Genomic DNA, 12,977 nt, shown 5'->3' on the forward strand with positions numbered 1-12,977 from the left:
CATGGATGTCGACTGACACGGCCTCTTCGCGAGCAAGCCCGCTCCCACAGGTATTGCGTCAGGCGCTGACGGCCATGGCATGCCGCCGATGGTGAACTTCCAACTGATCCTTGATCACCCGCAACACCTTGGCTTCGTGCTCGTGGATAAAGAAGTGACCGCCAGCAAGCATGTCCACCGAGAAACTGCCGTGGGTTTCCTTGCTCCAGCCGATCAGTTGCTCGGTGGTGGCGCGATCAGCTTTGCCGCCGAGCACGTGAACCGGGCACTTGAGCAAGGGACGCTGTTGCGGTTCGAAACGTCCGCACAATAGAAAGTCCGCACGCAGGACCGGCAGCGTCAGGCTCATCAGCTCTTCGTTGGCCAGCACCTCTTCACGGGTGCCGTTGAGGGTGCGCAATTGCTCGATCAATTCGGCATCGGTTTTGGGCTCGGCGAAACCCCGGTCGTAATCGGCACGCAGGGTCGGTGCGGCGGTGCCCGAAGCGAACAGCGCCACCGGTTCCGGACAGCCCAGCGAGCGAAACGCATGGGCCATCTCACAAGCGAGCAACGCGCCAAGGCTATGGCCAAATAGCGCATACGGCGCCTTGAGCGTGGCTTTTTGTTCCTGCGCGAGTTGCAGCGCCAGGCGTCGCATGTCGGTATGCAAGGGTTCGCCAAACCGGGCGCCACGTCCTGGGAGTTCCACGGGTTGCAGCTTGAGCCACTCCGGTAGCTTGCGCCGCCAGCGGCTGTAGACCATGGCACTCGCGCCCGAATAAGGCAGGCAGAGCAATGTCAGCTGGGTCACCGGGCTTACCTCGAAAAGTTGTCTGTTAAGAGAACGGATGAGGCAGGTCTCGAATTAGTCGAAGATCTAAATGTGGGAGCGGGCTTGCTCGCGAATGCGGTGTATCAGTCAACGTTGATGTTGTTTGACCCACCGCATTCGCGAGCAAGCCCGCTCCCACATTTAGTCATCATTTCAAGTGGCGGAAGCTTTGCACTGCGGAACCGAGGACCACGGCGCCAGCGGCGACGGCGACCCAGAATCCGCTTCGGGCTCCAAATGTATCGATAAGCCAACCCGAACTGGCCGCACCGATCGCCACGCCAATACTCAACCCAGTCACCAGCCAGGTCAGGCCTTCAGTGAGTTTGGCCGGCGGCACGATGCGCTCCACCAACGCCATCGCCACAATCAGGGTCGGCGCAAAAAACAGCCCGGCGACGAACACCGCCAGCGACAGCCCGAGAATGTTCGTCGCCAGCAGCAACGGCAGCGTGGTCACCGCCGTCGCCACTCCGCCGTACAGGAACAGTTGCGGCAACGGCAGTTTCGAGCGCAACGCCCCGAACGCCAAACCGGCCAGGCACGAGCCGATGGCATACACCGACAACACAATACTCGCCGCCGCCGGCTGACCCTGCTGCTGGGCGAACGCCACGCTGACCACGTCCACCACACCAACGATGGTGCCCATGGCGACCATCAACAACATCAGTAACTGAATCTCGCTGGAACGAATGATCGAGGCCTGATGATGGTCTTCATGGGGATGAATCGCCGGCTCGGTGTCACGTTGCAGCACAAACGCCGTCACCCCGATCGCCAGCATCAGCAACGCCGCCAACGGCCCCGCCTCGGGGAACGCCACCACGCACAACCCCACCGACAGTGGCGGCCCGACAATAAAACAGACTTCGTCCAGCACCGACTCCAGCGCATAGGCGGTTTGCAGTTCAGGTTGGCCGCGATACACCTCGGTCCAGCGCGCCCGCACCATCGCCGACATACTCGGCATGCAACCCGCCAGCGCGGCGAATACAAACAACGTCCACTGCGGCGCCTGCAAACGAGTGCAAAGCAACACCAGCAACAACGCCCCGCCACCGATCAGTGCCGAGACTGGCAAGATCCGACGCTGCCCGAATCGGTCCACCAGCCGCGAGACTTGCGGCGCGCAAAACGCCGTGGCCAAGGCAAACGTGGCCGCCACTGCACCGGCCAATCCGTAGCCACCCTGCAATTGCGAGAGCATGGTGATCAGGCCGATGCCGGTCATGGAAATCGGCATGCGCGCGATCATCCCGGCCAGCACAAAGGCGCTGCTGCCTGGGGCTTTGAACAGCTCGCGGTAGGGGTTTGCCATAGGTGCAGGTCTCAACAAGGGCCTGCAAGTTGCCATAAACGCGGGTTGAGGGGAAAGCAGCGAATTGTTGGTGGAATGTGAAGGCTTGGCGCTGAACTCTAGCCCCCCCAAACCAGTCAGCTAATTAGGCCCTCAACTCAAGGCGCTGACGTCGGCATCACCCTGTTCATCGACGGCGGTATGAGCCTTTTTCCGGAGTTTCGCGGCAATGACTGATCATCATCCCGAACGACAAAGCGCCATCGACGCCCACGGCATCATCGGAGACATGCGCAGCGCGGCACTGGTCAACGACAAAGGCAGCGTGGACTTTTTTTGCTGGCCGGAATTCGACAGCCCGTCGATCTTCTGCTCGCTGCTGGACACGCCCGAGGCCGGCATCTTTCAACTGTCGCCGGACCTGCCCGATGCCCGCCGCGAACAGATTTATCTGCCGGACACCAACGTGCTGCAAACCCGTTGGCTCAGCGACCGCGCCGTCGTCGAAGTCACCGACCTGCTGCCCATCGGCGACAGCGAAGATGACACGCCGATGCTGATGCGCCGGGTTCGTGTGGTCAGCGGCCAGGCAACGTTTCACATGCGCTGCGCCGTGCGCCATGACTACGCTCGCGCCAAGACCCATGCGCGCATGGATCAGAAGGATGTAACGTTCGAGGCCGCCGATCACCCGTCCCTACGCCTGTCTTCGGACCAGGTTCTACGTATCGACGGTCATGCGGCAGTCGCCGAATTCACCCTCGAACAGGACCAGAGCGCCGAATTCCTGCTCGGCGGCATCGACGACCCGCGGTTCAAGGAAGGCGCCGCCGCGATCTGCCTGGAACGTACCCTGAAGTTCTGGCGCGACTGGATTGGCCAATCCAACTACCGCGGTCGCTGGCGGGAAATGGTCAATCGCTCGGCCCTGGCGTTGAAGCTGCTGACCTCGCGCAAGCATGGCGCAATCCTCGCCGCCGCCACGTTCGGCCTGCCGGAAACGCCCGGCGGCGAGCGCAACTGGGACTACCGCTACACGTGGATCCGCGACGCCTCGTTCACCGTCTATGCGTTCATGCGCCTGGGCTTCGTTCAGGAAGCCAATGACTACATGCGCTGGCTGCGCGGGCGGGTCAGCGATTGCCACGGCAAACCGATGAAACTCAACATCCTCTACGCCATCGATGGCCGCCAGGAACTGCCGGAAACCGAACTCTCGCACCTCTCCGGTCATGGCGGCGCAACACCGGTACGGATCGGCAATCAGGCTTACGACCAGGTCCAGCTCGACATCTTCGGCGAGCTGATGGACGCGGTTTATCTGGTCAACAAATATGGCGACGCCATCTCCCATGAAGGCTGGAAACACACCGTAGAAGTGGTCGACCAGGTCTGCGAAACCTGGGAGCAAAAGGACGTCGGTATCTGGGAAATGCGCGGCGAACAGCATCACTTCCTGCACTCGAGGCTGATGTGCTGGGTCGCACTGGACCGAGCCATTCGCCTGGCTTCCAAACGCTCACTGCCCGCCCCGTTCGCCCGCTGGGACCAGACCCGACAAGCGATCTACGCGGACATCTGGGGAAATTTCTGGAACGAAGAATGCGGGCACTTCGTCCAGCACATCGGCGGTACCGCGCTCGATGGCTCGATGCTGCTGATGCCGCTGGTGCGCTTCGTCAGCGCCAAGGACCCGCGCTGGCTTGCGACCCTCGACGCCATCGAAAAGAATCTGGTGCGCGAAGGCATGGTTTACCGCTATCGCAATGACGACACCCAAATCGACGGCCTCGACGGCACCGAAGGCGCCTTCGCCGCGTGCTCCTTCTGGTACGTCGAATGCCTGGCCCGCGACGGACGGGTGGAAAAAGCACATCTGGAATTTGAACAGTTGCTGAGGTATGCGAACCCCCTGGGATTGTACGCCGAAGAGTTCGACAGCCATGCGCGGCACCTGGGCAATACGCCGCAAGCGCTGACGCATTTGGCCCTGATCAGTGCGGCGTGTTTTCTGGATCGGAAATTGAGTGGGGAGAAGAGCTTCTGGCAGCCGTGAGAGCACCTCGCCACACGTTTGTGTAGTCCGAAGTCCTGCATTGCTTAAACAAAACCCGCATCCGCCACCGGAAAATCCTTTGTTGCCACCCGTTACATCCCCCCCTACCATCGACCGTCAACGGGTACAGCGGAGCTGTCCAACAAAACCCGAATTCAAGGAACCAGAATGACCCAGCGCATCCACCGCAGCATCGACGCCCCACTCCGGTCAGGTCTGAACCGGGATGAATTGTGGGAAGGCCAGGACAAGGGCCTGATCAAATGCTGGGAGATCGGCCGCCAACGCGCCGCCCGTTTCCCCGAACTCGCCCAACGCTGTCTTGCCGGCGAACTGCCGGTGCTGGGCTGGAAAGGTGGCGTCAGCCGCAGCCTGAAAAAACTCGAAAAATACGGATCCCTCAAGTACCTCGCTCAGTGGCAAGGGTTACGCGGGGAAGATCTGGATGTTGATTTGGGTGAAGAACGGGCGTTGACCTGTTCGCGGACCAGCATGGTGGTGACGTTTACGCCGGATCGGTCGAAGTACTTCAATCAAGTTTCGGAAGTCGAGGCTTAGGCAGCCTCACACCTGAAAATACCTATGCCGGACCACATGTATGGAAAGTTCTACTCTGCAGTAACAGCCCTAAAACTCAACCCAATGTGCTTCCTCATCGGAGGACCACGGCCCAATGATTCATTCCAGGTTGGACGCGAAGAAAGACTGATTGAAGCAAATCCTGCGGTATCGAAAGAAGGCAACGCTCAGAGCGTTACTGGAGCTGCTGGAGGGCTGACGCTGAAACGCTCGCGATAGGCCTGCGGGGTTACGCCCATGGCCCGCAGAAAACTGCGTCGAAGCGTCTCTTCACTGCCGAAACCGCATTGCACCGCCACCCGTTTGATCGGCACGCCGGTATCGCTGAGCAAACGTCGGGCGGTCTCGACCCGAATCAGTTCGATGGCCCGCGCCGGAGTCTGGCCGGTGTCGGCGCGGTAATGGCGGACGAAGCTGCGTTCGCTCATGCCGGCCTGCAAGGCCAGGGTCGGGACGCCGAGATCCTTGGTGAGGTTTTCGCTGATCCAGGCGTGAAGTTCGTCGAAACGGTTGCCTTCCTTTTGCAAAGAGAGGGTCACGCTGAACTGCGACTGGCCGCCGGGCCGTTTCAGGAACACCACCAGTTGCCGGGCGACTTCCAGGGCCATCGTGCGGCCAAGATCTTCTTCGACCATGGCCAGCGCCAGATCGATACCGGCAGTGACCCCGGCCGAGGTCCAGACCGGGCCGTCATTGATGAAGATCGGATTGGGCTCAACCTGCAGCCGCGGATGCTGCTGCGCCAACTGCTCGCAACGGGTCCAGTGAGTGACCACCCGCCGGCCATCGAGCCAGCCGCTGGCCGCCAGCAAAAATGCCCCGGTGCACACCGACGCTACCCGCCGACACCCCGTCGCGTGTTCACGTACCCACGCCACCAGCGGTTCGTCTTGCGCCGCGTCGTAAACGCCCCAGCCACCGGCAATGATCAACGTGTCACTGCCCTCTTCGGGCAACGGCTCGGCCAACAGCGCCAGCCCCGCCGACGACATCACCGCCCCGCCGCTGCTGGCAATCACCGACGGCGCATAAGGTGCCGGCAAGCCTTGCTGGCGGGAAATATCGTTGGCCGAAGCGAACACCTGCAACGGCCCGGTGACGTCAAGCAGTTGCACATTGGCAAAGGCGAGCACGTGAATGGTTTTCGGCATGATTGGCGTAATTCGTGGGGTTATTGGCGTATGCGCCAAATCCTACGAGCCTAAAGTGAAGTCGTCCACCCACTTCATGAGAGAAATGCCATGACGTTGCAGATCGGTTTTCTGTTGTTTCCACAGGTTCAGCAACTGGACCTCACCGGCCCTTACGACGTACTGGCCTCGCTGCCGGACGTGAAGGTGCATTTGATCTGGAAGGACCTGATGCCGGTCACCGCGAGCACGGGCCTGGTGCTGAAACCGACCACCACGTTCGACGATTGCCCGAAGCTGGATGTGATCTGCATTCCCGGCGGCAGCGGCGTCGGGCCGCTGATGGAAGATGAACAGACGCTGGCCTTCATCAAGGCGCAGGCCGCCAACGCGCGTTACATCACGTCGGTGTGTACCGGCGCGCTGGTACTCGGTGCGGCGGGCCTGCTGAAGGGTAAACGCGCCACCACTCACTGGGCTTATCACGAATTGCTGGTGCCTTTGGGGGCGATCCCGGTGAAGGATCGGGTGGTGCGCGACGGCAACCTGCTGACCGGTGGCGGGATCACGGCGGGCATCGATTTTGCCCTGACCCTGGCCGCTGAGTTGTTCGATAAGGACACGGCAGAGCTGCTGCAGTTGCAGCTCGAATACGCCCCGGCGCCGCCGTTTGCGTCGGGCAGCCCTGAGACGGCTCCGGTCAGTGTGCTGGAGGAGGCCCGCAAACGTGCTGCCGGGTCATTGAAACTGCGCTCGGAAATCACTGAGCGTGCAGCGGCGAAACTCGATCAGTTGTCAGCACGCTGATCCATCCCGATCGGCAGCCAGTGCCTGGCTGCCGTTACCCCGGCCAAAATGATGAGCCGAAGATTTCCCATCGCCCATAAAAAAACCCGCCTAAGCGGGTTTCTCAAGACCATTTCGACATCCTGTCGGCAGCCATCCTGGCCAATGGTCGATCATCCGTGATCCTGAGCGCTTCCTGCGACTCAGTTGATGGATCCAGATTAAATACATCGGTGAAGCGTAAACAGAGGACATACCAGCGCTCTGGTGTAAGCCATTGCCCATTCAGCCTTGAAACCCCTTCCTGTAGCAGCTGCCGAAGGCTGCGTTCGGCTGCGCAGCAGTCGCAAAAACAGACACTGCGGTGTTTCAGGCACCCCGTGTTTGTATGGATTACGACTGCTGCGCAGCCGAACGCAGCCTTCGGCAGCTGCTACACGAACTCATCTACCAAGGCCTTTTCGACAGGCAAAAAAAAACCCGCCGAAGCGGGTTTTCCCAAGACCATTACGACTCCCTGTCGGCAGCGATTCCTTGCTTATGGTCGATCATCCGTGATCCCGAGCACTTCCTGTGCTTCGGTTGATGAGGCTAGATTACGCTTAGGATCCAATGTGCAATAGACGACATAGCTACCATCGCGTGTAGGACATTCGCTATAGCCACCCTTCCGAAAACCCTTAGACGGCTCAGGTTTCAAGCATTGAAGCCGCGAGTTTCGCGGCCTGTAGCTGACCTTCGGCCGCCGGGGTGCCGTCCTCGAGAAACGCCCAGCGTTTCAGCCAAGGTTCGAACATGCAGCCATCACTCTTCCTGACGCTCGCGCGCCTTGGCACTGACTTTGAGAAACTCTTCGATGTTGTTCATCTGTTCATCCCAACCGCGGCTGTCCATGCGGAACGCCTTGAGTCGTCGCGTCTGAGGGATGTGATCGAAACCGGACTCGGTGACCTTGAGTAACGTGCCTTCATCCATGTCTTCGAGCTCGAACTTCACCAGCGTGGTGGGTTCCTGGGAGTAATCGATATCGGGCTCAATCGCGTACGGATGCCAGCGAAACGAAAACACCCGTTCCGGCTCGACCCGCTCCACCAGTACGTTCCACAGCAAGTGTTCATAACCCGGGTACGTAATCTGCCCCTGGGTCCATTCACCGGCGACAAAACGCTTGCCCTCCAGCTCCACGCCAAACCACTGCCCAAAGGCTTCGGCATTGGCCAGCACTCGCCAGACCTGCGAGCGCGGCGTTTTGAGCAGGATCTTCCTTTCGATGCGATCTGATGCTGGATTCATATGTCACCTCCTGTACTGAACAGTAGGCCTGTAAGACCACAAGACCAACCCTAAAGTTGTATCAATCGGGTATCGCAATCAACCCTACCTGAAATATTCGGCTGTATTTCAAGGTGTAAGTTCTGGCTTCAAGACGATAGTCAGTGCCCGAAACTGCTAACGTTCAGGACGAAGTTGACTCAGACAAGGACGATTCATGCAGCTTTCACTTACGGAACGTTATCGCGGAGCCCTGCTGGGCCTGGCTTGCGGTGATGCCATTGGCACCAGCGTCGAGTTCCAGACCCGCGGCTCATTCAAGCCCCTGACCGACATGGTGGGTGGCGGCCCTTTCAATCTGGAAGCCGGGCAATGGACCGATGACACCTCGATGGCGCTGTGCCTGGCCGAAAGCCTGCTGAGCAAAAACGGCTTCGAGGCGGCCGACCAGATGGGTCGTTACTTGAATTGGTGGCAATGGGGTTATCTGAGCTCAACGGGTGAATGCTTCGACATTGGCATGACCGTACGTGACGCCCTGACGCGTTATCAGAAAACCGGGGAGCCGTTCGCCGGCTCCACCGATCCCCGCACGGCAGGCAACGGCTCGCTGATGCGCCTGGTGCCGGTGGTGCTGTATTACTTTCCCGATCGCGACCGGATCCTGGCGTTTTCCGCCAACAGCTCACGAACCACCCACGCCGCACCGGAAGCGGTTGAATGCTGTCAGTTGTTCGCCGAGCTGATCCACCGAGCGTTACAAGGCGCGTCCAAGGCAGAAGTGCTCAGCTTGTCAGAAACGACATACCTGGAACCCAAAGTGGCCGCCATCGCGCGAGGCGATTATTTCGGTAAACCTGAACGCGAAATCCATGGCAGCGGTTACTGCGTTGCCTCACTGGAAGCAGCCCTGTGGTGCTTTCATCAGACTGACAGTTTTGAAGCCGCCATCCTGAAAGCCGCCAACCTGGGCGACGACGCCGATACCACTGCTGCCATCGTTGGCCAGTTGGCCGGGGCTCATTACGGTGTGCAGGGCATTCCCGACCGTTGGCTGGAGCAGTTACATTTGCGTGAAGACATCGAAGCCACGGCTGACGCTTTGCTGCGGGCAGCCACCCTCACGCAATCAGGAGCACGCGATGAATAGCCTGCATGGCAGTTGCTTGTGCAAAGCCGTCGAGTACCAAGCCGATATCCTCGACATGCCCATCAGTCATTGCCACTGCCAAACCTGTCGCAAGGCACACGCGGCGGCATTCGCCTCGACAGCCGGGGTCATGCGCGAACATTTTCGCTGGACCAAAGGTCAGGACCACCTGAGCAGCTACGAATCGTCACCGGGCAAGCTTCGGCATTTCTGTTCGGTCTGTGGTTCACACTTGATGGCTGAGCGATTGGCCCAATCCCACGTTATCGTTCGTGTGGCGACACTGGACGATGACCCGAAAATGACGCCTCAGGCGCATATCTGGACGTCACATGCCGTGCCGTGGCTTGCCTATGAATCGATTAAAAAACGCCCTGAATGGCAAACATAAAGGGTCGAATACGGCACTAAACTGCATCCCGACTTTCCTGTCACAGCGAGAATCCCCATGCACCCACGCTTTCTTCTGGCACTGACGCCTCTGCTGTTCACCACCGCTGCTTATGCTGTGGACTGCGACAACGCCGCCGATCAGGCCACGATGAATCAGTGCGCGGCGCAGCAACACAAGACGGCGGACAAGGAGTTGAATGCGCTTTACCAGCAGATCAATGAGCGTTTGAAGAGCAACCCCGAAAGCAAAAAGCTGCTGATCGGGGCGCAGCGTTCGTGGGTTGCGTTTCGGGATGCCGAGTGCAAGTTCTCGAGCGCCGGGGTGGAAGGCGGGAGTGTGTATCCGCTGATCTACAGCAACTGTGTTACTGAGTTGACCAAGGCGCGGGTTGAGACTTTCAAGAATTACCTGAAGTGCCAGGAGGGGGATTTGAGTTGCCCTGTGCCGGGGGCTTGATACTTGGGTGCCTGTGAGGGCCTCTTCGCGAGCAAGCCCGCTCCCACATTAGATTTTCGGTGAACACATATTTTGTGTACACCCGAGAACAAATGTGGGAGCGGGCTTGCTCGCGAAGGCGTCAGTTCAGGCGCCGCAATTACCGAACAAATATCTGCGCGGTCGTGATCGCCATATCCCCACCCGGCAACTTGATGCTGCCAATCTGCTTCATGCTCTCGGGATCAAAGATCACCACGTCATTAAACGTCCCCGCCAGATAAATCTTGCTGCCGTCCTTGTTGAACGAAATGCAGTAGTAGGAATGATCCAGCGTCGCCGCCTGGAGCATTTTCTTTTCCTTGATGTCGTACTTCGCCAAACGGTTGAGCACACCGAACATCAGGTTCGGATCCTTCGGCGAGCGCATGCCGCTGAAGTAGATTTCCGTCAGAGGACCGAAGTCGGTGGTTTCGGTCTTGCCGGTTTTCAGGTCGATGCTGAACAGCCCGTAAAGGTATTCGGCAGTCGCTGGATCCTGCTTCTTGTCCTTGAATTTCGCCGCGGTGTAGAGCAGCGAGAAGTCATGGCGATAAGTCTGCTGGTTCCACACGTAGAGTACGTCCGGCGCGCTGTAGTTCGGGCGCTTCCAGTGACGGCTGGGGATCAGCACGTCGAACTTGCCGGTCTTCACATCGACCTTGTAGACATCCGCCCCGGCCACGTACAGCGTGCCGTCGTCACCACTCTGCATAATGGTCAATTGCCGTGGCGCCGAAAAACTGCGCACGGGTTTGGCGTCCATGCCGGCGTCGGTGGCGTACACATCGAGCCGCGGTTGCTGCACTTCGTAGCGGTCATTGAGCATCAACGTCGGGTTGGCAATGGTGAACAGTTCCTTGCCGTCGTGGCTGAGGGTGAACGCGAACATGGACCTCGCTTTCTCCCCCGGTTTCTGGGTGATGCTGGCGTGGAACACCTGCTTGCAGCTGTCGAGTTCAACGCCGTAGACATCCGCGTAGTGGTTGTTCAACACATAGGCGGTCTTGCGGTCCGGCGACAACTGCACGGTGCCGGGACCGAAGGCATCCGGCATTTTGCAGGTCTTGAACAAGGTGTCGGTGGCCAGGTCGATGACGTGCAGGTTGTTCGGGTAATTGGTAGTCAACATGTACTCGTGACCGGTCTCGAGTGCAGTGTTTTCATCGGCCAGAACGTTGAGCGAACAGGCGCTCAGGACGGCGAATGCGGCCAGGCCGCAGGCTTTGATGCTAGGCATGCTGGAATCCTTATATCTGACCGATTACTTGTCTTTTGGAAAGACAGTCCCGAGATTGCGCCAGTTGTCGTTGGACGCCTGGGCATCCTTGTTCCAGTCCGGGTAGGTGCTCATCATGTCGGGCACCTGGGCCGGCCACCAGCAAGGGTCGGAGCAGCCGTAAAGGTCGGCTTCCATCGGCTGGCACAGCGACGACACACCGCCAAACGCATCGATTTCCCAACCCGGGTCAGTGGTCGAGGCGCAGCCGGCGACGGAACTCATCGCCACCACTTCTTCGATGCGGTTTTCGGCCGCGGCCTCATCGAGTTTCAGCGCTTTATTATTGATTGCCTTGAGATGTTTCATATCAGTGAGCCTTGCGCGGAGTGATGTAGCTGCTGATAAACGCAGGGTTGTGGGCCATGATCCGGGTGTAGACCTCAATGCCGAAGTCGACCCAGTCACGCATCAGTTCGCAGTAGTGATAGGTCGGGTGGGTCGGATCGCCGTAACGGGCATAGCTCTCGTGGTAGCAGCCGCCGGAGCACAGATTGCGGATCTGGCAGTCTTCGCAACCGGTGTTGGTGCGGTCGAGGCGCTGGGACAGGAAGTCGTTCAACTCGACCTGCTTCACCCCGCTGTGAACGTTGCCGAAGGTTGGCAACGATGAGCCGGTAAAGCGGTGGCACAGGTTCAATTCGCCCTTGTGATCCACCGCCAGCATCTTCAGGCCCGCGCCGCAGGGCAGGGCTTTTTTGTGGCCTTCGTGGATGTCGGTGATCAACTGGTGCAGGTTGGAGAAACCGATATTGCGGTGCTCCAGCGCCGCTTCCAGATAACGCCGGCCGAGTTTCTTCATGTTGGCGAAGACTTCGATCAGCTCGTCGCTGGACAGGTTGAAGGTGCTGATGTCGCCGGAGGTCACCGGGGCAAAACCGACCTCGGCAAAACCCAGTTCGTTAAACAGGTGATCCCAGATGGTTTCGACGTCGGTGACGCCGGTGGTCAGGGTCACGCGGGCACCGACCGGACGACTGTTGTAGCGCGACAGCAGCATTTCAGCCTTGCGCCGCACCACGTCGTAAGTGCCCTGCCCGCCCACAGTGATGCGGTTGCGGTCGTGCACGGTTTTCGGTCCGTCGATACTGACTGACAGGCCGAAACGGTGGGCGTTGAGGTAGTCCACGGTCTCTTCGGTGAGCAGCGTCGCGTTGGTGGTCATGACGAACTCGACGAACTTGCCGGCCTCGCGGAAACGCTTCTCGCAATAGTCGACCATGTACTCGATCAGCTTGCGATTGCTCAGTGGCTCACCACCGAAAAACACCACGGTGAAACGCTCTTCGTCCGGCGATTCACGCAGCAGCATTTCCACCGACGCGACCGCCGTTTCGACGTCCATTTTCTTGCCGGCCGACGGCTTGTCCAGGTCTTCCTTGTAGCAGTAGGTGCAGCTCAAATTACAGCCGGTGTTGACGTTGAGCACCACGGTGTTGATCGCCGTACGCTCGACCCGTTTGGTGCCGATGTCCGGGGTCAGCGGCGAGCCGTCGCTGACCAACTCCAGGGACATCAACTCACGCAAGGTCTCGGTGATTTCTTCGCCGTTGAAGCGTGACGACAAACGCTGGATCAGGTCGTCCGACGAACAGCCAGGACCGCGCAAGGTGTCGATGATGGTGCCCGTCAATTCATCGCTGGCGAACAGCGAACTGCTTGGGATGTGAAACAACATGCGGTCAGCATCGACGTGCACTTCGTGCAGGTTCCGCTCAACCAGATTCAAAATAGCGCCCATTG

General features: G+C 59.3%; 13 protein-coding genes. 6 read left to right on the plus strand and 7 right to left on the minus strand.

Going from position 1 to position 12,977, the window contains the following annotated elements; translation table 11 throughout:
• Nucleotides 1-58: 58 nt before the first annotated feature.
• Both ACSQ87_RS22840 and ACSQ87_RS22845 read right to left on the minus strand, forming a co-directional pair.
• The gene (locus tag ACSQ87_RS22840; RefSeq protein WP_223432479.1) at nucleotides 59-793 is read right to left on the minus strand and encodes a thioesterase II family protein; all 735 of its coding nucleotides are present in this window, start codon (nucleotides 791-793) and stop codon (nucleotides 59-61) included.
• A gap of 169 nt (nucleotides 794-962) precedes the next feature.
• Nucleotides 963-2,135: an MFS transporter gene (locus ACSQ87_RS22845; protein WP_436274440.1), complete on the minus strand. Its 1,173-nt coding sequence runs from the start codon at nucleotides 2,133-2,135 to the stop codon at nucleotides 963-965.
• A gap of 208 nt (nucleotides 2,136-2,343) precedes the next feature.
• Here ACSQ87_RS22845 and ACSQ87_RS22850 point away from each other — a divergent pair, with 208 nt between their 5' ends.
• On the plus strand, nucleotides 2,344-4,170 hold the full coding sequence (locus tag ACSQ87_RS22850; RefSeq protein ID WP_436274441.1) for a glycoside hydrolase family 15 protein: 1,827 nt from the start codon (nucleotides 2,344-2,346) through the stop codon (nucleotides 4,168-4,170).
• 168 nt (nucleotides 4,171-4,338) lie between these two features.
• The gene (locus ACSQ87_RS22855) at nucleotides 4,339-4,728 is read left to right on the plus strand and encodes a hypothetical protein (protein WP_223433213.1); all 390 of its coding nucleotides are present in this window, start codon (nucleotides 4,339-4,341) and stop codon (nucleotides 4,726-4,728) included.
• A gap of 188 nt (nucleotides 4,729-4,916) precedes the next feature.
• On the opposite strand, the gene ACSQ87_RS22860 is transcribed toward ACSQ87_RS22855, so the two are convergent.
• Entirely contained in the window at nucleotides 4,917-5,900 is a 984-nt protein-coding gene (locus ACSQ87_RS22860; protein WP_436274442.1) for a GlxA family transcriptional regulator, read from the minus strand.
• 90 nt (nucleotides 5,901-5,990) lie between these two features.
• Here ACSQ87_RS22860 and inhA point away from each other — a divergent pair, with 90 nt between their 5' ends.
• Nucleotides 5,991-6,686: an isonitrile hydratase gene (gene inhA / locus ACSQ87_RS22865; protein ID WP_223433211.1), complete on the plus strand. Its 696-nt coding sequence runs from the start codon at nucleotides 5,991-5,993 to the stop codon at nucleotides 6,684-6,686.
• Nucleotides 6,687-7,469: 783 nt separating this feature from the next.
• On the opposite strand, the gene ACSQ87_RS22870 is transcribed toward inhA, so the two are convergent.
• A complete protein-coding gene (locus ACSQ87_RS22870; RefSeq protein WP_436274443.1) occupies nucleotides 7,470-7,958 on the minus strand; it encodes an SRPBCC family protein in 489 nt (162 codons plus the stop codon).
• A 196-nt stretch (nucleotides 7,959-8,154) separates the two neighbouring features.
• On the opposite strand from ACSQ87_RS22870, the gene ACSQ87_RS22875 reads away from it, so the two are divergent.
• Genes ACSQ87_RS22875 through ACSQ87_RS22885 form a run of 3 tightly spaced genes read left to right on the plus strand, consistent with a single transcriptional unit; the run spans nucleotide 8,155 to nucleotide 9,937 of the window.
• Complete coding sequence (locus ACSQ87_RS22875; protein WP_436274444.1) at nucleotides 8,155-9,087, plus strand: ADP-ribosylglycohydrolase family protein; 933 nt, start codon at nucleotides 8,155-8,157, stop codon at nucleotides 9,085-9,087.
• Nucleotides 9,080-9,478 (plus strand): GFA family protein, encoded by a 399-nt coding sequence (locus ACSQ87_RS22880; protein ID WP_436274445.1) that lies wholly within the window; start codon nucleotides 9,080-9,082, stop codon nucleotides 9,476-9,478. Before ACSQ87_RS22875 ends, ACSQ87_RS22880 begins: the two co-directional genes overlap by 8 nt.
• A gap of 57 nt (nucleotides 9,479-9,535) precedes the next feature.
• Nucleotides 9,536-9,937 (plus strand): lysozyme inhibitor LprI family protein, encoded by a 402-nt coding sequence (locus ACSQ87_RS22885; RefSeq protein ID WP_436274446.1) that lies wholly within the window; start codon nucleotides 9,536-9,538, stop codon nucleotides 9,935-9,937.
• A gap of 139 nt (nucleotides 9,938-10,076) precedes the next feature.
• Here the strand turns inward: ACSQ87_RS22885 and peaD are convergent, their stop codons facing one another.
• The 3 genes from peaD to peaB are packed head-to-tail and all read right to left on the minus strand — an operon-like array spanning nucleotide 10,077 to nucleotide 12,975.
• Complete coding sequence (gene peaD / locus ACSQ87_RS22890) at nucleotides 10,077-11,195, minus strand: quinohemoprotein amine dehydrogenase subunit beta (protein ID WP_436274447.1); 1,119 nt, start codon at nucleotides 11,193-11,195, stop codon at nucleotides 10,077-10,079.
• Nucleotides 11,196-11,219: 24 nt separating this feature from the next.
• Nucleotides 11,220-11,543: a quinohemoprotein amine dehydrogenase subunit gamma gene (qhpC, locus tag ACSQ87_RS22895; RefSeq protein ID WP_008027961.1), complete on the minus strand. Its 324-nt coding sequence runs from the start codon at nucleotides 11,541-11,543 to the stop codon at nucleotides 11,220-11,222.
• A 1-nt stretch (nucleotide 11,544) separates the two neighbouring features.
• Nucleotides 11,545-12,975 carry a quinohemoprotein amine dehydrogenase maturation protein gene (gene peaB, locus ACSQ87_RS22900; protein WP_046048405.1) on the minus strand — a complete coding sequence of 477 codons (1,431 nt, stop codon included), beginning with the start codon at nucleotides 12,973-12,975 and terminating at the stop codon, nucleotides 11,545-11,547.
• Nucleotides 12,976-12,977: the final 2 nt, after the last annotated feature.

The sequence above is a fragment of the Pseudomonas sp. LjRoot277 genome, from assembly GCF_964253845.1.
Classification (GTDB): Bacteria; Pseudomonadota; Gammaproteobacteria; order Pseudomonadales; family Pseudomonadaceae; genus Aquipseudomonas.

Bases quoted from the DNA above. Each gene is read 5' to 3' on its own strand.
- peaB (WP_046048405.1), bottom strand. From the start codon at position 12,975: ATGGGCGCTATTTTGAATCTGGTTGAGCGGAACCTGCACGAAGTGCAC.
- ACSQ87_RS22850 (WP_436274441.1), top strand. From the start codon at position 2,344: ATGACTGATCATCATCCCGAACGACAAAGCGCCATCGACGCCCACGGC.
- inhA (WP_223433211.1), top strand. From the start codon at position 5,991: ATGACGTTGCAGATCGGTTTTCTGTTGTTTCCACAGGTTCAGCAACTG.
- ACSQ87_RS22875 (WP_436274444.1), top strand. From the start codon at position 8,155: ATGCAGCTTTCACTTACGGAACGTTATCGCGGAGCCCTGCTGGGCCTG.
- ACSQ87_RS22885 (WP_436274446.1), top strand. From the start codon at position 9,536: ATGCACCCACGCTTTCTTCTGGCACTGACGCCTCTGCTGTTCACCACC.
- ACSQ87_RS22880 (WP_436274445.1), top strand. From the start codon at position 9,080: ATGAATAGCCTGCATGGCAGTTGCTTGTGCAAAGCCGTCGAGTACCAA.
- peaD (WP_436274447.1), bottom strand. From the start codon at position 11,195: ATGCCTAGCATCAAAGCCTGCGGCCTGGCCGCATTCGCCGTCCTGAGC.
- ACSQ87_RS22845 (WP_436274440.1), bottom strand. From the start codon at position 2,135: ATGGCAAACCCCTACCGCGAGCTGTTCAAAGCCCCAGGCAGCAGCGCC.
- ACSQ87_RS22860 (WP_436274442.1), bottom strand. From the start codon at position 5,900: ATGCCGAAAACCATTCACGTGCTCGCCTTTGCCAATGTGCAACTGCTT.
- ACSQ87_RS22855 (WP_223433213.1), top strand. From the start codon at position 4,339: ATGACCCAGCGCATCCACCGCAGCATCGACGCCCCACTCCGGTCAGGT.
- qhpC (WP_008027961.1), bottom strand. From the start codon at position 11,543: ATGAAACATCTCAAGGCAATCAATAATAAAGCGCTGAAACTCGATGAG.
- ACSQ87_RS22870 (WP_436274443.1), bottom strand. From the start codon at position 7,958: ATGAATCCAGCATCAGATCGCATCGAAAGGAAGATCCTGCTCAAAACG.